The sequence below is a fragment of the Pectinatus brassicae genome, from assembly GCF_014201835.1.
GTDB lineage: Bacteria > Bacillota > Negativicutes > Selenomonadales > Selenomonadaceae > Pectinatus > Pectinatus brassicae.
On the sequence record NZ_JACHFH010000011.1, the window covers coordinates 56755 to 78085 of the forward strand.

Here is a 21331-nt window from a genome sequence, read left to right on the forward strand (position 1 = left end):
ATGGAAACATTAGAAGGAATGTCCCGTACACATCATTGCGGGTTAATCAGCAAGGAAGATGTTGGCAAAGAAGTTGTTATCTGTGGTTGGGTATCACGTCGTCGTGACCATGGTGGATTGATATTTGTTGATCTGCGTGATCGCTCAGGTTTAGTGCAGACTGTATTTGCTGAAGATAAAATGGGGGCAGAAGCTTTTCATAAGGCTGAAACATTACGCTCTGAATTTGTTATCGCTGTTCGCGGTAAAGTAAGTCATCGTTCAGAAGAAACTGTTAATCCTCATATGCAAACAGGCGAATTTGAAATATATTGTGAAGAATTACGTGTATTAAATTCGGCTAAAACTCCACCTTTTTACATACAAGATAACATTGATGTAGATGAAACACTGCGCTTAAAATACAGATATCTTGACTTACGTCGTCCGGAAATGCAAAAAAACCTTATTCTTAGACATCGTGTTACCAAAATAATGCGCGATTATTTTGATAGAAACGGTTTCTTAGAAATAGAAACACCTATGCTTACCAAAAGTACACCAGAAGGCGCACGTGACTTTTTAGTACCAAGCCGTTTAAATCCTGGTAAATTTTTTGCATTACCACAATCACCACAGATTTTCAAACAGATCTTAATGCTTGCTGGCTATGAAAAATACTTCCAAATCGTACGTTGTTTCCGTGATGAAGATTTACGCGCTGACCGTCAGCCGGAATTTACCCAGCTTGATATTGAAATGTCCTTTGTCGACCAGGAATATATTTTAACTACCATGGAAAAAATGGTAATAGAATTATTTAATGATTCTATTGGCGCTAAAGTAAATGGCCCATTCTTGCGTATGACATGGCAGGATGCCATGGACAGATTTGGTTCCGATAAACCAGACCTTCGTTTTGGTATGGAATTAATGGATATATCCGAACATGTCCGAGGCTCTGAATTTAAAGTATTTGAATCAGTATTACAAAATGGTGGACAGGTAAAAGTTATCAATGTTGAAGATTATGCTAATATTCCTCGCCGTGAACTTGATGGCTTAGTAGAATATGTTAAAAATTATGGAGCTAAAGGGTTAGCATGGATTCAATATACTGATACGGAAGTGAAATCACCATTTAAAAAATTCTACTCTGAAGAAACTTTTGAAAACATTAAGAAAGCTACTGGGGCTAAAACAGGTGACTTATTATTGGTCGTTGCTGACAAACCACTTGTTGTTGCTCAGGCCTTAGGCGAATTACGTTTAGAAATGGGCCGCAGAAGAAATCTTATTGATGCTGATAAATTATCCTTCTTATGGGTTATTGACTTCCCAATGTTTGAATATGATGAAGATGGCAAACGCTGGAAAGCTATGCATCATCCATTTACTGCTCCATGTGAAGAAGATGTTCAATATTTATCAACCGATCCTGGTCGCGTCAAAGCTAAAGCTTATGATATGGTACTTAACGGTACAGAAATTGGTGGCGGCAGCCTGCGTATCTATAACAGCGATTTACAGGAAAAAGTATTTGAAGCAATCGGTCTTACTCCGGAAGAAGCACATGCTAAATTTGGTTTTATGCTTGATGCATTCCAATATGGCACACCACCGCATGGTGGATTGGCATTTGGACTTGACCGCTTAGTCATGATTATGGCTAAACGCAGCTCAATTCGTGATGTCATTGCGTTCCCTAAGACACAGAGTGCTTCTTGTCTTATGACTCAGGCTCCTTCTGATGTCGACAATAAACAACTACGTGACCTTTCAATCAAAACAACTGTTGCTGCTAAAAAACAGCATAAAGAAAATAACGAAGACTGATATAAAGGACTATCACATTGAAACTGTGATAGTCCTATCTTAATTTATGGAGGGAAATATGGAAATAAAGATGGCTCCTATTGGTTTTATTGAATCAGAATATAGCTATATTACAGATATCCCTAAACAAAGCTTTTATAATTATGACACTACTGCTAAAATCGTGTTGCTTCCCGAATATGAACAAGGGCTTACAGGACTGCAAACAGGACAAATGATAAATATCATATTTTATTTTCATAAATCAAGTCAAGCACCGCTAATTCAATTTCCACATGGCAGTAATAAAGAAACCGGTGTTTTTAATATCCGTTCACCACATCGTCCCAATCATATTGGTATATCCCGGGCAAAAATTATAAAAATAAACAAAAATGAACTTTATTTTGCTGGAGTAGATATGCTTAATGATACACCAGTACTTGATATTAAGCCCATAATCTTGTCGGAAAGCTAATACTCAGTATATAATATAAATAATATCATTCGATTTATATAAAGCTATAGTTTGTAGGTGAAATAAGTGAATTTTGAACAAGGTATCCAATTTATAAAAGGAGTTGGTCCTAAAAAAGCCCAAATCTTAAAAAGTTTGGGAATAGAAAATATTTATGATTTAGTAACATACTATCCCAAGCGTTATAGTGACCAAAGTGAAGTAACACCGATTGCTATGCTTAATCCTAATGAAACAGTGAATATTGCCGGTCGCATTCTAACCATTCAGGAAAAAAGTACGCACCGCGGTATGAAAATAACTACGGCTATTTTAGTTGATACAACAGGCTCAATCCAAATTGTCTGGTTTAATCAGCCTTTTATAAAAAAAACATTAAAGATAAATGACGAAATCTTTGTGAAAGGTAAAACAGGCTATGCTTATGGTGGCTATGGACAACTAGCAATAAAGCAGGTCATAAATTACTTTAAATCAGAAGACAGTAACGCTCAATATAAATTCGCACCTTTATATGCACTACCAGAATTTATCAAGCCTAAGTTCTTTCGAACTATGATGCAAAACATCATTGATTCCATGGAATCAATTCCTAATGCATTGCCGCAAAACATTATTGATAAATATAATTTACTTGATAAACTCACGGCATTACAGCAGATTCATTTTCCTAATAATAAACAGGACTTGACTGTAGCACGACAGACATTGATATTCGAAGAATTATTTTTAATACAATGTGGTCTTATTTATATGCGCAAATTAAGCCAACAAAAAAAGGCCGGTATTCGTTATTTATCAAATGATAAATTAGTTGCCAAATTACTGCAAAATTTACCTTTTGCTTTGACAGCTGATCAAAATAAAGCTTGGCATGAAATATATAGTGATATGGAAAAAAATATTCCTATGCAGCGCTTACTACAAGGGGATGTTGGCTCAGGTAAAACTGTTATCGCTATGCTGGCTCTGATTAAAGCTGTAGAAAATGGTTATCAGGGTGCACTCATGGCGCCTACTGAAGTTTTGGCAAAACAACATCTGCAAAGTTTTGAATTGCTTCTAGCTCCACTAGGTATCAAAGTTGGCTTATTGACAGGAAGTCTGTCTGCTAAAGAACATCGCATCGCTTTAGAAAATATTGCTGCTGGCGATTGGCAGATAGTTATCGGAACTCATGCCCTAATACAGGATAAAGTAGAATTTAACAAATTAGGTCTTGTCGTAACTGATGAACAGCATCGTTTTGGTGTTGCCCAAAGGGCACGTTTAGAAAATAAAGCTACAGCTATGCCTGATGTGCTAGTAATGACAGCTACACCTATTCCTCGTACTATGACCCTTACCGTATATGGTGATCTTGACGTTTCCAGCATTTATCATTTACCACCAGGCCGGCAGCCTATACGCACTTTTCTGCGAACCGAGGAAGCACGGCCTAAAATATATAAATTTGTTCATGACCAGATAGATGCTGGACGTCAAGCATATGTAGTATGCCCGCTTATTGAACTATCTGACAATATAAAGTCCACATCTGTTGAAGAAATTTATGATGAATTGTCTAATGGTGTTTTTCATGATATAAAATGTGCATTATTACATGGTAAATTGTCTGCCAATGAAAAAGAAGACATTATGCAGCGCTTTTGCAGCAATGAAATAAAATTGCTTATCTCTACAACAGTAATTGAAGTAGGAGTAAATATCCCTAATGCATCAGTAATGGTAGTGGAAGGTGCTGATAGGTTTGGGTTGGCCCAACTGCATCAGCTGCGTGGTCGTATCGGACGCGGAGAATACAAGTCATATTGTATCTTATTATCTAATAATAAGAATGATAACTCAAAACAGCGATTAGAACTTATGGAAAAAGTGAGCGATGGCTTTAAACTGGCTGAAGAGGATTTAAAGCTGCGTGGTCCAGGACAGTTTTTCGGTTCCATGCAGCATGGACTGCCTGATTTAAAGATTGCTGATGTATTTAATGATGCGGCAATTTTATTACAGGCTCGAACTGCTGCCGAAAAATATTGTCAGGATAAAAATAATCTATATACCATAAATAAAATCATTCAACTGCAATATAAAAACAACTTTCTACACATTAATGATGTTTAATAGTAGATATTATTAGAATATAATTATATTCTATCATTCGATAAAAATATCAAGCAATATGTATTATACGATAATTATACATTATAAATAATAATTATCTATATCAGCAAATTGTAACTAATATTTATTATTAAACGGTAATCGTAATGACAAAATATGTAATATTATTTAAGTTAATAATTTTATTATTTTTACAGCAAATGCCTTATCGTTTATATATATTCCGTGTACGAATAAAACGACGTTTTTCATATATTTATACACGATTTATTTTTTCTTGGCTTAAAACTTAAATTTAAAAGCGAAATTTAAAGGTGAAATTATCGTTTTCGAATGTTTGTTAAATACAAAAGATTTTTCTGTTCTATTATTTTTATAGCACATATTTTGTTTTAAAAAAATATGTGCTATAATATATCTATTCTAAGTCCTACTTCATAAAAAATAGGACTTAGAATGATATTAACATCAATAAATACAAGGATGTCTTAATAATGGAAAACATAAAAACTTTGGCTGCCATTCCGGAAAATTTTATGGCTATACCTGATTATATTCCTGAATACGAAATAAATCACAATACTTTTATCCTCAATTATAAGACTTTTTTAGTTCGCTATCTGTCACATGGATCTCCTTCAGAAGATACTATGCGCAATTATTGTTCTACTATCGATAATTATATAGAATGGTGTCGCTTCAATAAACGTCATCCATTAAAAATAAATGAATATGAATTCACTTATTATCGCGATATGCTCGTGCGCTTAAAAATGAAAAAAGGCAGTATAAAAAGTAAGCTTAATGCTATTCGCCAATTTTATAATACAGCTATAAAACTTAAACTTATTGAAGAAAACCCTGCTCAAGATATCGGCATAAAAGCCTATGAACCAAACGATATCTCACCTTTAAAATTTCTTACTGTTGATAAATTAGAACATTTATTATCTATTATTCCTGACGGTGACAATCATGTTGAAAACATCCGCGATAAAGCTATGATTATGCTTATGGCCTTGGAAGGATTGCGTACAATAGAAATATATCGCCTCTCAACAGCTGATATTGATTGGCACGTAAAAACCATATATATTCATGGTAAAGGACATAATGACTTTATTTATCCACGCGAAGATGTACTAAAATATCTAAAATATTATCTGCAGGAACGCTATGTTGATATAGATAAACCAGATAAATTAGGGGAGCCGGTATTTACAGCTATAGGCAATCGCAATAAAGGCGGCCGCATGGATCGCCGTAATATCAGGCGTAATATTGATAAATGGCTTGATTCAGCTGGTTATAAAAAGAAGGGTATCAGTTGCCATATGTTGCGCCATACCTGTGGTACATTGCTCTATAGTAAAACTAAGGATCTACAAATTGTAAAACAAGTGTTACGACACAGTGATATTAACATTACAAGTAAATATGCTCATGTCTTTAGCCAGATGGATAATCGTTATACTTCTGATATTGATTTTAATAATAAATAAACGATACTAAAATACAATAATAATTATTAGCTTATTATTTATACAAAATCAGCATTACTATTGAATACTAAATATTTATTAGTAATATTGATCTTATATTTTTTTAAAATATAAGACTTGTATATGCTAAAAGAAATCATTATTAATTAGTAATAGGTTAGTAGCTACTGATAAAAGTGTGTGTAAAAAACAATTCTGAAAATTTATTCTTTAAAATAAATCATTGGTTCTATTAAGCTCAGCATTATAATAATAATCTTTTTTATAAATTAGGAACTGAGAAAAAAAATGTTGCACCATCTCCTGATTTTCCGGTGAGCCATGCTTTCCCACCTTGTCGTTGCAATATACGTTGACAAATAGCCAGTCCAACACCGTTACCTTCAAATTCTTTATTGGAATGAAGTCGTTCTAACACATGAAACAAACGATCCGCATATTTCATATCAAAGCCTACTCCGTTATCAGCAACAGAAAAAATAATATAATTTTCTAGTACTTCAAAATCAATATGAATAACTGCACATTTTTCTTTCCGTGTATATTTTAAAGCATTAGATAAAATATTTTGAAATAAAAGTTTGAACAAAACAGGATCGCCCTGTATTATTGGTAAATCTTCCACTTGAAAACAAATTTGACGCTCACCTTCCAAGGTAGATAATTCTTTAAAAACAGTATAAAAAAGGGTTTTAGTGTCAATTTTACTAATACTTATTTTTTGACTGCCCGCATGGGAAAATCCTAATAAGTGATCGATAATACCAGTAACCTCTGCAACTTTTTCCTGTATATTTTTTGCTAACTCTTCTTCATCATTAGTGAATTTTGTACAGCAATCCTCCAATAAAAAATCGATTAATTTTTTGATAGATAACAGCGGTGATTTTAAGTCATGCGCTACAGAATAGCAAAATGCATCAAGATTATTATAAGCATTTTTTAAATCTTCAGTTTGTTGTATAAGCTTTAACTGAGTATTAACACGGGCTATTAATTCAGCAGGTTTAAAAGGTTTTGTAACATAATCCTGTGCACCAAGTTCAAATGCTTTTTTTATACTTTCTTCATCATTACTGGCTGTTAAAAAAATAATTGGGATACTACTATATTGATGATTATTTTTTAATACCTGGCAAAAATCAAAACCATTCATTTCCGGCATGCTTACATCAAGCAGTATTAGATTTGGCAATTGATTCTGCAATAGTTTTAAAGCGGCATTAGCACTTTTTGCTATTCTAATAGAAAAATATGAACGCTTTAATATATGGCTTACCAATTCAATACTTGCTGCTGAATCATCAATAATAAGAATTTGTTTTTCGTAAGGAACAGACATGCAAACACCTCTTCTTTTTGCTTATTATTTTAACATATGTATTTTCCCTTGCAAGTGAAAATATACTGTATTTGTCAATCAACAGTTATTAGTTTATAATATTTAAATGAATTATGGCAATGATGCCTGACCTTTTCTATAGGTCAGGCTTTTTTTATAATTTTCTGACATCATAATTAAAATAATTTGGAGGCTATAGATATGAAACGAAATTTTGTCATGACACAAGCGCTATTAAGTCGTTTTATGGTAATTAGTTTTTTTATGATTACTGCGCTATTAGCCATTAGCAGCATCTATATGAAAATAAATATCAATGCTGAAAAAACGGCTGAGGAACATCGTATAATGTTTCAGCAATTAGGCGTTTCTTTAGCAGAAGCTTCTGATTATTTAACTGCTGAAGCTCGAAAATATGCCATTACCGGTGATCGTAAGCATATGGAAAATTATTGGAGGGAAATAGAAACAACAAAAACGCGTGATTATGTAATAAAAAAAATGCAAGAGGCAAACGCACCATTAAAAGAACTGGTATTATTAGAAGATGCTAAAAAACATTCCGATAAATTAGTGGAGACAGAACGCCGTTCTATGCGCTTAATTCTTGAATCAAAACATGTTAATGAAAAATACATGCCACAATCTGTAGCTAAGAAAAAATTGATTGCAGAAGATAGTCAGTTATCTGATGCTGAAAAAAAAAGAAAAGCTATAGAAATTATGTTTGACAATAATTATGACAAAAGTAAAGAACATATTATGCAGCCAATTGCTGCCTTTCAAAAAACGATGAATCAGCGTTTGGAAAATGAATTGTTAAAAGCTCGTAAGAATCTTTATCACGCTTTTATATTACAGGTCATATTGGCATGCTTAATTATAGCGGAAATTTTAGGATTAATGCGTGTTTTTATGCTTTATATAACATATCCTATAAAACATTATATTGAAAAATTAGAAGATTTTTCATTTCAGAAAAAATTTTCTTTATCGGCGGAAGGTACCAAAGAACTTTCTATTTTAGCAGATACCTTTAATAACTTATATAATTCTTTTCAACAAGAATTAAAACGACGGCAAAAAGCTGAAAAACATATGTCACAGGCAAAAGATGAAGCTGAAAAAGCCAATGCAGCTAAAAGTGAATTTTTAGCTAATATGAGTCATGAAATAAGAACACCATTAAATACAATTATTGGATATCATTACATGTTAAAAAAACAAAATTTAACTTCCAAAACCGCTTTGTATACAAATAATATCGGATTAGCCGCAAAAAATCTCCTGGAAATTGTTAATGAAATTTTAGATTTTTCTAAAATTGAATCAGGAAAAATTCAATTGGAAATGGTTCCATTTAGCCTTTATCAGGCGTTAAATGAGTTATATACAATGATTAATATAGAAGCAGCAAAAAAAGAAATTGATTTTTCCATGGAAATAAATCCAGATGTTCCCAATATCATTGTTGGTGATGCTTTTCGTTTAAAAAAAATTGTTTTAAATCTATTATCAAATGCTCTAAAATTCACAGAACATGGATTTATTAAACTAACTATAAATTCAGAAATACAAGTAGGAAATAGTGCATGGATATCTATAAATGTACAAGATACAGGTATTGGGATTACTGAAGATGCTAAAAAACATCTTTTTGAAGCCTTTACACAGGCTGATCTGTCAACATCTCGTCGATTTGGTGGAACAGGATTGGGCCTTGCAATAAGTCAGCAAATTACTAATCTTATGGAAGGCCGTTTAAATGTAAAAAGTACTATTGGTAAAGGCTCTACTTTTATATTTTCATTTCCCGTTCAACAAACAAATACTGACATTCCTGCAATAATGCCAACTGTTAATTTTAATTTTCAAGGTATTCGTGTATTACTCATTGAAGATAATATAATTAATTTACATATGACTGAAGAAATTCTAAGCAGCTTAAATTTTAATGTCACTATAGCTGATAGTGGAAAAAAAGCTTTATCTTTAGCTAAAAAATATGAGTATGATCTTATATTATTAGATATTAGAATGCCTGTAATGGATGGCTATGAAACAGCAAACTATTTAAAGAAAAGCACTCTTAATAATTCTACACCAATAGTCGCATTATCAGCTGATGTTTTGGGTGATATACGCAAAAAAGTAATAGCGGCAGGTATGGTTGATTATATAGAAAAACCTTTACAAATAAATAAGTTGCAGCAAATATTAATAAATGTTTTAAAACTACAATTAAAACCTACTCAGGATTATGCAAAAACATCAGATTTATTTTTGGAACCGGAAACTATTATTGAAAAATTAGATGGTAATATAACTACATATCAAAGTATTTTATCTTTATTTTATCGTCAGCATAATAATGATAATAAATTAATTCAACAGTATATTGCTCAGCATGATTATAAAAGAGCATATGAATATTTGCATGAATTAAAAGGTCTGTCCGGCAATATTGGTGCCAGTAAATTATATTCAGCAAGCAGCATACTATTACCAATAATAAAAAATAATACTTGGTCCGATAGCATTAATCAATTTAATACTATATTTACTGAAACTATGCTGCAAATTGATTCTTATCTGAAAAAACATACTTCAAGTATAAAAAACATAGATAATAGTAACTTTACTAAAGAAGATATTACCAGCTTAATTTTATTATTAGAAACAGGTGATTTTTCAGCTAAGGGACTATGTTATAAAATGCATAATTATTTAACTGCATTGTGTGGTGAAACTTTTTATAATCAATTATGGCAGAAAATAGAAAATTATGATTTTCCTATTGCGGCTGATTTATTGAATAATAAATTAAAAGAAATATTTGGAGGATAATATATGCATAGCGTATTGTTAGTCGATGATGATCGTGCTGAACGATATATCTTAAAACGTTTTAATTGGAAATCAACAGATTTTTACATCGCTGGCGAAGCTGCTGATGGGAAAGAAGCTTTAATACTTTTAAAAAAAACATCATTTGATCTTATTATTACAGATATACGAATGCCTGGAATGGATGGTTTTTCTTTTTTAGATGAAGTCCGTCGCCAAAATTGGCATGGTTGTATTGTTTTATTAAGTACATACAGTGATTTTGAATATGCACAAAGAGGTATCCGCTTAGGGGTTTTCGACTATATGACTAAGCCTCCATCTGATAAAGATTTAACTGCTGTTTTGCAACGTATTCATACACATCTTACCAGTGAAAAATATCTGCAGGAAGAAATTGCCAAAAAATATGAAATACACAATGATAGTACTGCTGCCAAAATCTGTCGTTTTATTTTAAACAATGTTGAAAATAATATTACATTAGACAATTTCGCCCAGGAATTTTCATTAAGTCACGATTATGCGGGAAAATATTTTAAACAAAAAATGGGGAAAAATTTTAATGACTACTTAACAAAAATAAAAATGGAACATGCTAAATATTTGTTGCGTAGTGGAAAATATAAAACTTATGAAATTAGTAATAAGCTTGGTTATGCTAATCCTGATTATTTTAGACGGTTATTTAAACTAAATACCAATATGACTCCCGGTGAATATAAAAGAAGTAGTGATACTGAACATAAATCGATATATAAATTGTAATATAATCCATTTGCATCTTAAAATTAAACTTTTTTTTACTGGTAAATCGCTTTTTTGTGTGGTTTTTTCTCCAAGTAAAAGTTGATACACTATTAGTGTAAATAAAATAACAAAGCAAACAGCAATGACGCTGTAATATAGATAAATAATTTTATTGTATTTATCTATATTACAGTGTTTTTTGTGGTTATGCGAAAGGAGAGACAAATTTATGCAAATAAGGTTTTTGCGTAAAATGAAAAAAAAGACTGCTTTAGCAATGGCAGCACTTTTCGTTTCATCAGCCTTTTTGAGCGGTTGTGCGGGAACACAAGCCTCCAACTCAAATAATGATAAGAACACTATTAAAGTTGGTGTACTTCATTCCTTAAGTGGAACAATGGCTATAAGTGAAGTTTCTGTAAAAGATGCCGAAATGATGGCTATTGATGAAATTAATGCAAAAGGCGGTGTACTCGGTAAAAAGATAGAAGTAGTAACTGAAGATGGCGCTTCTGACCCTGCTGTATTTGCAGAAAAAGCAAAAAAACTATTGCAACAGGACAAAGTAGCAACTGTTTTTGGTTGTTGGACATCAGCTAGTCGCAAAGCTGTATTACCTGTATTTGAAAATAATCATGGTCTTTTATGGTATCCTGTGCAATATGAAGGAATGGAATCATCACCAAATATTTTTTATACCGGAGCAGCACCTAATCAACAAATTGTTCCGGCCGTTGATTGGTTATTAAAAAATAAAGGGAAGAAATTTTTCTTAATAGGATCTGATTATGTATTTCCTCGTACAGCCAATAAAATAATTAAGGCTGAATTAAAGGCTAAAGGCGGAACACTGGTCGGTGAGGAATATACACCAATGGGACATACTGATTATAGTACAATCATCAATAAAATAAAAAATGAAAAACCAGATGTTGTATTTAATACTTTAAATGGTGATAGCAACGTTGCTTTCTTTAAACAACTTAAAGATGCTGGTATCAATACTAAAGACTTAATTACCTGCTCTGTTAGTATAGCTGAAGAAGAAGTACGTGGTATTGGTGCAGGAAATATGGCTGGTCAATTAGTTTCCTGGAATTACTACCAAACAACCGATACACCTGAAAACAAAACTTTTGTAAAGAATTATAAAGCAAAATATGGTCAAGATCGTGTAACTGATGATCCTATTGAAGCGGCTTATGATGCTGTATACCTTTGGGCTGCTGCTGTAGAAAAAGCTGGTTCGACTGATGTTGATAAAGTAAAAGCTGCAGCTAAGGGATTAGAATTTAATGCACCAGAAGGAAAAGTGAAAATTGAAGGTGAAAATCAGCATCTTTGGAAAACAGTTCGCATTGGCGAAGTTCAGGCTGATGGATCTATCAAAGAAGTTTGGAGTACACCAGGACCTGTTCGTCCAGACCCATATTTAAAAACATATGACTGGGCAAAAGGTTTAGCTAACTAAATATAAAAAAATAAAGCGGTATATTTATGTATATACCGCTTTATTTCTCATTCTCATTTTTCAAGATTTAATAGAGGTGAAAATCATGGACATTTATATTTTACAAATTTTTAATGGTATTAGTGTAAGCTCTATTTTTATGTTAGCTGCTTTAGGATTAGCTATTACATTTGGTCTTATGAAAATAATCAATATGGCACATGGTGAGTTTATCATGATTGGAGCATATGCTGCATATATAGTACAAAATTTTTTCACACAATATTTACCCGCATCATTTTTTAATTGGTATTTTTTTATAGCCATACCTATAGCATTTTTATTAGCTGCTAGTATTGGCTGGGTCTTAGAAAGAATTATTATTTGTCATTTATACGGTCGCGCACTAGACAGTATGCTTGCTACATGGGGAGTAAGCATTGTTTTGCAGCAGTTGGCCCGCAGTATTTTTGGTGCTCCTAATGTTGATGTCAAAAGTCCCAATTGGCTTAATGGTGCCCTATTATTATCTCCTGGTCTTCAATTACCATATAAACGTCTCTTTATTATGGGAATGGTTATAATTTGTATGCTGATAATATATTATTTAATGTATTGCAGCAATTACGGACGAAAGATCAGGGCTGTTATGCAAAATCGGGATATGGCAGCCAGTCTTGGTATAAATACCCGCAAAATAGATTCCTATACATTTGCTTTTGGTTCGGGTCTGGCTGGAATAGCTGGTTGTGCGCTAACACTTTTAGGATCAATAGGTCCCACACTTGGTACAGGTTATATAGTAAACACTTTTATGGTCGTAGTTCTTGGTGGTGTGGGTAGTTTATGGGGAACTATTGCTGGTGGTCTTTTAATTGGGACAGGCAACACAACATTGGAGTTTTTAACCAATACTACATCAGGAAAAGTATTGGTGTTTACACTTGTTATTTTATTTTTACAATGGCGTCCCCAAGGACTATTTACTGTTCATAGCCGCTCACTTGATGAATAGGAAGGATGATTATAATTGTTTGTAAAAAAATTCATTAAAGCACCCGCCAATTGGACCTTTTTAATTATTATATTATCACTTTTAGCAGCACCGTTATTTTTAAGTGTATTTAGAATAAATCTTCTAGGTAAATTCATTTCATATGCGATTTTAGCTATTGGTATTGATTTAATTTGGGGATATACAGGTATTTTAAGCTTAGGACATGGTGTCTTTTTTGGACTTGGAGCTTATGCCATGGGTATGTACCTGAAATTAGAGGCAGCGCATGGCAAATTGCCGGATTTTATGTCGTGGAGTGGATTGGAACATTTGCCCGCTATTTGGGCTCCTTTTTCAAATCCATTATCATTACTTTTTATAATAATTATTCCGGCTTTACTGGCAGCAGTTATTGGTTATTTAACATTTAAAAATCGTATTCGTGGTGTATATTTTTCTATATTATCCCAAGCTTTATCTTTAATTTTTGTAGTTCTTTTTATCGGGCAACAGGCCTATACCGGAGGTACTAATGGCCTCACTAGTTTTCAGACAATTTTTGGCTTGTCCTTAGCTGCTGATAATACAAAATATATATTATATTATGCCTCCATACTATTTTTAATTTTAGTATATACGTATTGTCGTTTTATAGTTAATCATCGTATTGGTAAAATCTTAATTGCTATTCGTGATGGTGAAAACAGAGTCAGATTTTCTGGATATAATCCTACTATTTATAAAATATTTGTATATATTTCTTCAGCAGCTATTGCCGGAATAGCTGGAGCTATTTTTGTTCCACAAGTAGGTATTATTTCTCCTGCTGAAATGGGAATTGTTCCATCAATTGAAATGGTTATCTGGGTAGCCATTGGTGGGCGTGGTACATTAATTGGTGCTGTTATTGGTGCTATTTTAGTTAATGGTTTAAAAAGCGGTATAAGTGAATCTTTTCCTGAAATATGGTCCTACTTTCTTGGATTGACATTTATTGTTGTAGTAATATTTATGCCAGAAGGACTTGTGGGATTAGTAAAAAAATATGCATCCCATCTATTTACATGGCATAATAAAAAAGAAAAAATAATCCAAAAAGCTCCATCTATAAATTGAGGTGTACTATGAATACTATTTTAGAAATCAAAGATCTTATAATATCTTTTGACGGGTTTTATGCTGTAAACAATGTTAATACTAAAATAAATAAAGGTGAAATTCGTTTTTTCATTGGCCCAAATGGTGCCGGTAAAACAACATTGTTAGATGCAATTTGTGGACGCATAAAACCACAGCATGGTTCTATTATTTTTAATAACAATAAGAACGTTTTGCATTATGCTGAACATGAACTTGTTAATATTGGTATTGGTCGCAAATTTCAAGTCCCGTCTGTATTTACAAGTTTATCCGTTTATGAAAATATGGAAATTTCTGTAGTTAAGAATAGAGGCATTTTTTCTGCTATTTTCAATAATATAACCAAATCCCAACGAGAAAAAATAAATACAATACTAGAATTAGTAGATTTATTTGACTATCGTTATAGAAAAGCTTCTGAATTATCGCATGGTCAAAAACAATGGTTAGAAATAGCTATGTTATTAGTACAAGATCTGCAGCTTATCTTATTAGATGAGCCCGTTGCCGGAATGGGCCGTAAAGAAACCACTAAAACAGGGGAATTATTACAAAAAATTGCTGCGCACTGTACAGTAATAGTTGTTGAACATGACATGCAGTTTGTACGTGAATATGCAAGTATGGTAACGGTATTACATGAAGGAGCTGTTTTAGATGAAGGCAGTGTAAACCATATACAAAACAATCCTAAAGTAATAGATGTATATTTAGGAAGAGGTGGTGAAAATTGTGCTTAAGATAAAAAATTTACAAGCCTATTATGGTGAAAGTATCATATTAAAAAATATAGATCTTAATGTGCAAGAAGGTCGTATTGTTTGTCTGCTGGGGCGAAATGGTGTTGGCAAAAGCACATTTTTAAAAAGTATTATGGGTATGGTATGCACTCCACATGGCAGTATTTGTCTTGAAAATAAAGAATTAATTAATGAACCAACTTATACTCGGGCTCGTTCAGGTATTGGTTATGTACCACAGGGACGCGATATATTCCCACAAATGACCGTTGCTGAAAATTTACGTTTGGGTTTAGAAATAAATAACGGTATTGGAAAAATATCACCTAAAATCTATGAATTATTTCCTGTACTAAAAGAAATGCTTACTCGCAAAGGTGGTAATCTTAGTGGTGGACAACAACAACAACTGGCTATTGCCAGAGCACTTGTTTCCCACCCCAAACTCTTAATTTTAGATGAACCAACAGAAGGCATTCAACCATCTATTATTCAGGATATTGGTAAGGTAATACTTCTTTTAAAAAAGGAAGGATATACTATTTTAATCGTAGAACAATATTTAGAATTCATTCTTAATATTGCTGATGATTATTATGTTATGGATAAAGGTGAAATTATCGCTCAGGGACTTGTTAGTAAAATGGATAAAGAAGAAATACAACACAAAATTGCTATTTAATTTAAGGAGGAAAATTTCAATGCATTTGACACCAAAAGATATGGAAAAATTATTGTTGCACTATGCTGGTAATGTAGCTCAACAGCGTAAAGACCGAGGCATAAAATTAAACTATGTAGAATCTATTGCATACATTAGTAAACAGTTACTGGAACTGGCCCGAGAAGGAAAAACAGTAACTGAATTAATGCAAAAGGGCCGTAAGATACTATCGTGTAATGACGTTATGGAAGAAGTTCCTTCTATGATTCATGAAGTTCAAATTGAAGCTACTTTTCCTGATGGTACCAAATTGGTAACAGTTCATAATCCTATACAGTAAAGGAGCATAAAAATGATAATTCCTGGAGAAATCATAACAGCGAATCGTGATATAGAATTAAATAGTAATCGTATAACTATAACCATTATAATTACTAATACAGGCGACCGGCCTGTACAAGTAGGCTCACATTTTCATTTTTTTGAAGTCAATCGTTGTTTGTTATTTGATAGAAGTAAGGCTTTTGGTATGCATTTGGATATCCCTTCAGGAACATCAGTACGCTTTGAGCCCGGTGAAGAAAAAACAGTACAGCTAGTAGAAATTGGCGGGAACAAACGTGTATTTGGACTTAATTCCCTTACTTGCGGTCAGATCAATGAAACTACCCGCCGTTTAGCAATAGAAAAAATAAAAAAACTTGGTATTTGGCAGGAGGACGATGATATATGAGTCGCAAAATGAATGCAGCAGAATACGCTATGATGTTTGGCCCAACAACAGGTGATAAAGTTCGTCTGGCTGATACAGAGCTTTTTCTGGAAGTAGAAAAGGATTATACTTTTTATGGTGATGAAGCAAAGTTTGGTGGTGGTAAAACACTGCGTGATGGTATGGGGCAGTCAGTTAATACACTTAGCCGTACCGGAGATCTTGATCTTGTTATTACTAATGCATTAATCATAGATGTTTATGGCATATATAAAGCTGACATTGGTATTAAAAACGGAAAAATTGCCGCTATTGGCAAAGCTGGTAATCCTGATATTATGGATAATGTAACCCCCGGCATGACAATTGGTGCTTCTACCGAAGCTATTGCTGCCGAGGGTATGATTGTTACCGCTGGCGGTATCGATTCTCATATACATTTTATTAGTCCACAACAAATCGATACAGCATTATATAGTGGTATCACTACTATGATTGGTGGGGGAACCGGCCCCGCTGATGGCACTAATGCTACAACTTGTACCCCAGGACCGTGGAATTTAGCTCAAATGCTGCGGGCAGCTGATGCCTACCCTATGAATTTAGGCTTTTTAGGCAAGGGAAATTGTTCGAATATACAGCCTTTGGAAGAACAAATATTAGCGGGTGCTGTTGGTTTAAAAATTCATGAAGACTGGGGTGCTACACCGGCGGTAATAGATGCTTGTTTGCAGGTTTCTGATAAATATGATGTTCAAACAGCTATTCATACAGATACTCTCAATGAAGCCGGCTGTGTAGAAGATACTCTACGGGCTATTGCTGGTCGGACAATTCATACATATCATACTGAAGGTGCTGGCGGCGGGCATGCTCCTGACATTATCAAAGCTGCCAGCTATAATAATATATTACCATCTTCCACTAATCCTACTATGCCATTTACAGTGAATACTATTGATGAACATCTTGATATGCTGATGGTCTGTCATCATCTTGACAGTCGTATACCTGAAGATGTGGCTTTTGCTGATTCCCGTATACGACCTGAAACAATTGCAGCTGAAGATGTCTTACATGATATGGGGATTTTTAGTATGATGAGTTCAGATTCACAAGCTATGGGACGTGTCGGCGAAGTAATCACTCGTACGTGGCAAACAGCTGACAAGATGAAAAAAGAACGTGGCCGATTAAAAGAAGAACATGGTGATAATGATAATTTTCGCATTCGACGCTATATAGCTAAATATACAATCAATCCGGCAGTAATGCAGGGAATTTCTCAGTACGTAGGCTCAATAAGCAAAGGGAAAATAGCCGATCTTGTTATTTGGAATCCTGCCTTTTTTGGTGTGCGTCCGGATATTATTATAAAAGGCGGTATGATTATTGCGGGTAAAATGGGCGATCCAAATGCATCTATTCCTACACCACAGCCCGTATTTTATCGGCATATGTTTGGTGCCGATGGTAAAGCTAAATATTCTACTTGCATGACATTTGTCGCAAAAACAGCCTGGGAAAATGGCATTAAAGAACAGTTGGGATTGGAAAAAACGGTCCTGCCTGTACATAACTGTCGTGCTATAAGTAAAAAAGACATGCTTTTTAATGATAAGACACCACATATTGATGTTGATCCTGAAACTTATGCTGTACATGTAGATGGTGAACATATAATTAGTAAACCAGCTGAAAAGCTATCTTTAGCCCAGCTATATAATCTTTTTTAAGGAGAGATTCTAATGTTAATAGAGCAAATAACTGGAAATATTTCAGATAAACAATTTACCAATAAATCTATAGATACTGTAAACATTGAATGGTATAACAGTCAAAAAAAAATACATCGTTTAGTAAGCACTAAAGGACGTGATATTGCTATTTGTTTAAATACTGATAAATTTAACGGTCTGCATCAGGGAGATGTTTTGTCTGTAGTAGATAATGATGCAATTACTATCAATATTATTCCCAGCAAATGCTTAGTTGTTAATTGTGATAATCGCAGCAAACTTATTACTTTTTGTTATGAAGTCGGTAATCGTCATGCTCCTTTTTATTACACTACCGATGGTAAAAATTTTGCGTTGCCATATGATAAACCATTTGAAGAATTACTGCAAAAATTGCATCTTTCTTTTACTATTGAAGATGTGTGTCTAGACAATAAGTATCGTATTTCTTCTTCACTGGTGCATGGTCACAGTCATACTCATAATAATGGACATAGCCATGCCTGATAATGATATGGCTGCGCTGAATAAAAAATTTTTATTATTACAAATTAATGATGCTCTTTTTCCTATTGGTTCTTATGTTCACTCTTATGGTTTGGAAACATATGTACAGCATGGACTGGTATATGATCAAAATACAGCGCAGCAATGGATGATGCAATATATAGATAATGCATTTTTATACAGTGAATTACTAGCTGTAAAACTGACTTATGACCATAGTCATACTCATAATTTAACAGCCATTCTAACTATGGAACAGTTGTATTTAGCAGCAAAAGCACCACAGGAACTTCGTAATGCCAGTATTAAACTGGGAAACCGATTTATAAAAATGCTGCAAACCTTGTCATTAGCAGGCATTGATAATATTTTTAAACAATATATTAACAATTCGCAGGATCACTGTCATCCGATAGTTTACGGTATATTTTGTGCAGCAACAGACATAAATATTGATGACTGCCTTGACAATTATCTTTATTCTCAAATGGCCGGACTAATAAATATTTGTGTTAAAAGTGTTCCTTTAAGTCAAACTGCTGGGCAACAAATTTTACAGCAATGTTATACCCGTTGGCCACAGCTTTTAAAGAAACTTTCAGCACTGACTATTGATGATTTTTGTATAGCTGTCCCCGGATTTGATTTAAGATCTATGCAGCATGAAACCTTGTATTCACGACTGTATATGTCATAAAAATAAGGAGAAATTTATTTATGGGATATGTAAAAATTGGTATAGCCGGACCAGTAGGTTCAGGTAAAACAGCTTTAATAGAAGCTTTAACACGTAAACTTGCCGATAAATACAGTATCTGTGTTATTACTAATGATATTTATACACAGGAAGATGCTGAATTTTTAATTAAAAATTCTATAATGGAAAAAGAACGGGTTGTAGGTGTAGAAACCGGCGGTTGTCCACATACCGCAATTAGGGAAGATGCATCAATGAACTTGGATGCCATAGAAGAAATGGAAAAAAAATTTCCTGATGTTGAAATATTTTTTATTGAAAGCGGTGGTGATAATTTATCAGCTACTTTTAGCCCGGAACTTGCTGATAAAACCATTTTTGTTATAGATGTTGCCGAGGGTGATAAAATTCCCCGCAAGGGCGGTCCTGGTATTATGCGCTCTGATCTTTTGGTTATTAATAAAATTGATCTAGCTCCATATGTTGGTGCTGATTTAGACATAATGGAATACGATTCAAGAAAAATGCGTAATAATAAACCATTTATATTTACAAATATCCGAGAAAATAAAGGTGTTGATAAAATAATAGCTTGGATAAAACATGAGGCCTTGCTGGAAGATGCTTAATGAAAAACAATCTATTGCTAGTAATGCGTATGGAAAAACCTCTTATCTTAATTTAAAATTTATTGAGCAACAACACAAAACTATTTTGGATGATGCCTTTTTTACGGCACCATTTAAAATAATGAAACCTTTTATAGCAAAAAAATTAGCACACTTCATGATTTTAACTGCTTCAGCTGGTATTATGGAAGGTGATTGTCAAAAACTAAATATTGAATTAGAATCAGGTTCAGCTGTAGAATTGACCGCACAATCATTTGAAAAAATTCATAAAATGAACAATGGTGAAGCTGTTCGCAACACTAAAATCACATTGGATAAAGATACCATTTTATTTTATATGCCCCAGCCTGTAATTCCATTTAGTCAATCGGCATTTACAAATAAAACTGATATTTATCTTACAAACCAAACTGCCCGCCTTTTTTATAGTGAAATCTTAAACTGTGGTCGAGTAGCTCGTCAGGAACAGTTTTTATACAGAAAATATTGTGCACCATTAAAAATCTATATAGATAATATTATCAGTTACTTTGAAAATACTCGTTACATACCGCAGCAACAAAATTTAACAAGTTTTGGATTTTATGAAAATTATACGCACTTAGCAACAATACTTATTTTTAATTTTGCTATTAATAATGAATTCTGTGCTAACCTGCATAAAATAATTAATGAAAATAATAGAATTGATGGTGGCATAAGTTGTATATTAAATAAACATCTATGCATAAAAGCATTCGCTCATTCCGCTGAATCTTTAATAAATTTTATTGATACTGTAAAAAATGAATTAGATACTCAATAATAATATGTTAGTTATTATAAGAAATCTATAAATTAGCTGTTGCTGAAAACTTTTTTATTTGCCTTAAATGTTAATTTATCTATGTTTATACACGTAAACAAGCATAGTCTGTTATTTTTCATTAAATTAAAACATATTATAATTTTGTTCATCCGCACAGCGGTATTGGTTGGAAAATTCCCGATGATTCCGAAAAATTTATATTTTTTCCTGCTACATAAATAATTTAGTATGGTTAATTGTATAATCAAATTGAACAGTAAATAAAAAATCCATAGGGACTATTCTCGTGTTAGAATATAATCACCATAAAAATATCTACACGGGGGAATAATCACTATGGACTACTCCAATTTTACCATAAATGAATCAGAACGCAAGCCTGGACAACATCTTCAAAGAGAAGATCGTGGA

General features: G+C 33.1%; 19 protein-coding genes. 18 read left to right on the forward strand and 1 reads right to left on the reverse strand.

The genetic code is table 11. From position 1 onward, the window contains the following. The 4 genes from aspS to HNR32_RS05750 all read left to right on the forward strand — a co-directional run bounded on the left by aspS (window position 1) and on the right by HNR32_RS05750 (window position 5895). Window positions 1–1815, forward strand: coding sequence for an aspartate--tRNA ligase (gene aspS / locus HNR32_RS05735; RefSeq protein ID WP_183860583.1), 1815 nt, complete (start codon window positions 1–3; stop codon window positions 1813–1815). Window positions 1816–1873: 58 nt separating this feature from the next. Beyond that, window positions 1874–2272 (forward strand): tRNA (N6-threonylcarbamoyladenosine(37)-N6)-methyltransferase TrmO, encoded by a 399-nt coding sequence (tsaA, locus tag HNR32_RS05740; protein ID WP_183860585.1) that lies wholly within the window; start codon window positions 1874–1876, stop codon window positions 2270–2272. Window positions 2273–2338: 66 nt separating this feature from the next. Then, window positions 2339–4393: an ATP-dependent DNA helicase RecG gene (gene recG, locus HNR32_RS05745; RefSeq protein WP_183860587.1), complete on the forward strand. Its 2055-nt coding sequence runs from the start codon at window positions 2339–2341 to the stop codon at window positions 4391–4393. A gap of 494 nt (window positions 4394–4887) precedes the next feature. Beyond that, window positions 4888–5895 (forward strand): tyrosine-type recombinase/integrase, encoded by a 1008-nt coding sequence (locus HNR32_RS05750; protein WP_231038049.1) that lies wholly within the window; start codon window positions 4888–4890, stop codon window positions 5893–5895. A 262-nt stretch (window positions 5896–6157) separates the two neighbouring features. Here HNR32_RS05750 and HNR32_RS05755 read toward each other — a convergent pair whose 3' ends face one another. Then, a complete protein-coding gene (locus tag HNR32_RS05755) occupies window positions 6158–7237 on the reverse strand; it encodes a hybrid sensor histidine kinase/response regulator (RefSeq protein WP_183860589.1) in 1080 nt (359 codons plus the stop codon). Window positions 7238–7438: 201 nt separating this feature from the next. Here HNR32_RS05755 and HNR32_RS05760 point away from each other — a divergent pair, with 201 nt between their 5' ends. The 14 genes from HNR32_RS05760 to HNR32_RS05825 all read left to right on the forward strand — a co-directional run bounded on the left by HNR32_RS05760 (window position 7439) and on the right by HNR32_RS05825 (window position 20917). Then, window positions 7439–10084 (forward strand): ATP-binding protein, encoded by a 2646-nt coding sequence (locus HNR32_RS05760; RefSeq protein WP_183860591.1) that lies wholly within the window; start codon window positions 7439–7441, stop codon window positions 10082–10084. A gap of 3 nt (window positions 10085–10087) precedes the next feature. Continuing rightward, window positions 10088–10852, forward strand: coding sequence for a response regulator transcription factor (locus HNR32_RS05765; RefSeq protein ID WP_183860593.1), 765 nt, complete (start codon window positions 10088–10090; stop codon window positions 10850–10852). A gap of 211 nt (window positions 10853–11063) precedes the next feature. Continuing rightward, complete coding sequence (urtA, locus tag HNR32_RS05770; protein ID WP_231038050.1) at window positions 11064–12305, forward strand: urea ABC transporter substrate-binding protein; 1242 nt, start codon at window positions 11064–11066, stop codon at window positions 12303–12305. An 85-nt stretch (window positions 12306–12390) separates the two neighbouring features. Then, window positions 12391–13299: an urea ABC transporter permease subunit UrtB gene (urtB, locus tag HNR32_RS05775; protein WP_183860596.1), complete on the forward strand. Its 909-nt coding sequence runs from the start codon at window positions 12391–12393 to the stop codon at window positions 13297–13299. A 15-nt stretch (window positions 13300–13314) separates the two neighbouring features. After that, entirely contained in the window at window positions 13315–14397 is a 1083-nt protein-coding gene (urtC, locus tag HNR32_RS05780; protein ID WP_183860598.1) for an urea ABC transporter permease subunit UrtC, read from the forward strand. Between the two features lie 8 nt (window positions 14398–14405). Then, window positions 14406–15161 (forward strand): urea ABC transporter ATP-binding protein UrtD, encoded by a 756-nt coding sequence (gene urtD, locus HNR32_RS05785; RefSeq protein ID WP_183860600.1) that lies wholly within the window; start codon window positions 14406–14408, stop codon window positions 15159–15161. Further along, window positions 15154–15843: an urea ABC transporter ATP-binding subunit UrtE gene (gene urtE / locus HNR32_RS05790; protein ID WP_183860602.1), complete on the forward strand. Its 690-nt coding sequence runs from the start codon at window positions 15154–15156 to the stop codon at window positions 15841–15843. The genes urtD and urtE overlap by 8 nt, the downstream gene beginning before the upstream one ends. A gap of 19 nt (window positions 15844–15862) precedes the next feature. Next, entirely contained in the window at window positions 15863–16165 is a 303-nt protein-coding gene (ureA, locus tag HNR32_RS05795; RefSeq protein ID WP_183860604.1) for an urease subunit gamma, read from the forward strand. A gap of 12 nt (window positions 16166–16177) precedes the next feature. Continuing rightward, window positions 16178–16558 carry an urease subunit beta gene (gene ureB, locus HNR32_RS05800; RefSeq protein ID WP_196611009.1) on the forward strand — a complete coding sequence of 127 codons (381 nt, stop codon included), beginning with the start codon at window positions 16178–16180 and terminating at the stop codon, window positions 16556–16558. Further along, entirely contained in the window at window positions 16555–18273 is a 1719-nt protein-coding gene (gene ureB, locus HNR32_RS05805; protein WP_183860606.1) for an urease subunit beta, read from the forward strand. The genes ureB (HNR32_RS05800) and ureB (HNR32_RS05805) overlap by 4 nt, the downstream gene beginning before the upstream one ends. A 12-nt stretch (window positions 18274–18285) precedes the next feature. Next, a complete protein-coding gene (locus HNR32_RS05810) occupies window positions 18286–18783 on the forward strand; it encodes an urease accessory protein UreE (protein ID WP_183860608.1) in 498 nt (165 codons plus the stop codon). Next, window positions 18764–19480: an urease accessory protein UreF gene (locus HNR32_RS05815; RefSeq protein WP_183860611.1), complete on the forward strand. Its 717-nt coding sequence runs from the start codon at window positions 18764–18766 to the stop codon at window positions 19478–19480. The genes HNR32_RS05810 and HNR32_RS05815 overlap by 20 nt, the downstream gene beginning before the upstream one ends. 20 nt (window positions 19481–19500) lie before the next feature. Then, a complete protein-coding gene (ureG, locus tag HNR32_RS05820; protein ID WP_183860612.1) occupies window positions 19501–20109 on the forward strand; it encodes an urease accessory protein UreG in 609 nt (202 codons plus the stop codon). Next, the gene (locus tag HNR32_RS05825) at window positions 20102–20917 is read left to right on the forward strand and encodes an urease accessory protein UreD (RefSeq protein WP_183860615.1); all 816 of its coding nucleotides are present in this window, start codon (window positions 20102–20104) and stop codon (window positions 20915–20917) included. Before ureG ends, HNR32_RS05825 begins: the two co-directional genes overlap by 8 nt. Window positions 20918–21331 lie beyond the last annotated feature (414 nt).

Excerpts from the sequence above, each read along its gene's own strand:
- aspS (WP_183860583.1), top strand. The coding sequence starts at position 1 with ATGGAAACATTAGAAGGAATGTCCCGTACACATCATTGCGGGTTAATC.
- tsaA (WP_183860585.1), top strand. The coding sequence starts at position 1,874 with ATGGAAATAAAGATGGCTCCTATTGGTTTTATTGAATCAGAATATAGC.
- HNR32_RS05750 (WP_231038049.1), top strand. The coding sequence starts at position 4,888 with ATGGAAAACATAAAAACTTTGGCTGCCATTCCGGAAAATTTTATGGCT.
- HNR32_RS05755 (WP_183860589.1), bottom strand. The coding sequence starts at position 7,237 with ATGTCTGTTCCTTACGAAAAACAAATTCTTATTATTGATGATTCAGCA.
- HNR32_RS05760 (WP_183860591.1), top strand. The coding sequence starts at position 7,439 with ATGAAACGAAATTTTGTCATGACACAAGCGCTATTAAGTCGTTTTATG.
- HNR32_RS05765 (WP_183860593.1), top strand. The coding sequence starts at position 10,088 with ATGCATAGCGTATTGTTAGTCGATGATGATCGTGCTGAACGATATATC.
- urtA (WP_231038050.1), top strand. The coding sequence starts at position 11,064 with ATGCAAATAAGGTTTTTGCGTAAAATGAAAAAAAAGACTGCTTTAGCA.
- urtB (WP_183860596.1), top strand. The coding sequence starts at position 12,391 with ATGGACATTTATATTTTACAAATTTTTAATGGTATTAGTGTAAGCTCT.
- urtD (WP_183860600.1), top strand. The coding sequence starts at position 14,406 with ATGAATACTATTTTAGAAATCAAAGATCTTATAATATCTTTTGACGGG.
- ureA (WP_183860604.1), top strand. The coding sequence starts at position 15,863 with ATGCATTTGACACCAAAAGATATGGAAAAATTATTGTTGCACTATGCT.
- ureB (WP_196611009.1), top strand. The coding sequence starts at position 16,178 with ATGATAATTCCTGGAGAAATCATAACAGCGAATCGTGATATAGAATTA.
- ureB (WP_183860606.1), top strand. The coding sequence starts at position 16,555 with ATGAGTCGCAAAATGAATGCAGCAGAATACGCTATGATGTTTGGCCCA.
- HNR32_RS05810 (WP_183860608.1), top strand. The coding sequence starts at position 18,286 with ATGTTAATAGAGCAAATAACTGGAAATATTTCAGATAAACAATTTACC.
- HNR32_RS05815 (WP_183860611.1), top strand. The coding sequence starts at position 18,764 with ATGGACATAGCCATGCCTGATAATGATATGGCTGCGCTGAATAAAAAA.
- ureG (WP_183860612.1), top strand. The coding sequence starts at position 19,501 with ATGGGATATGTAAAAATTGGTATAGCCGGACCAGTAGGTTCAGGTAAA.
- HNR32_RS05825 (WP_183860615.1), top strand. The coding sequence starts at position 20,102 with ATGCTTAATGAAAAACAATCTATTGCTAGTAATGCGTATGGAAAAACC.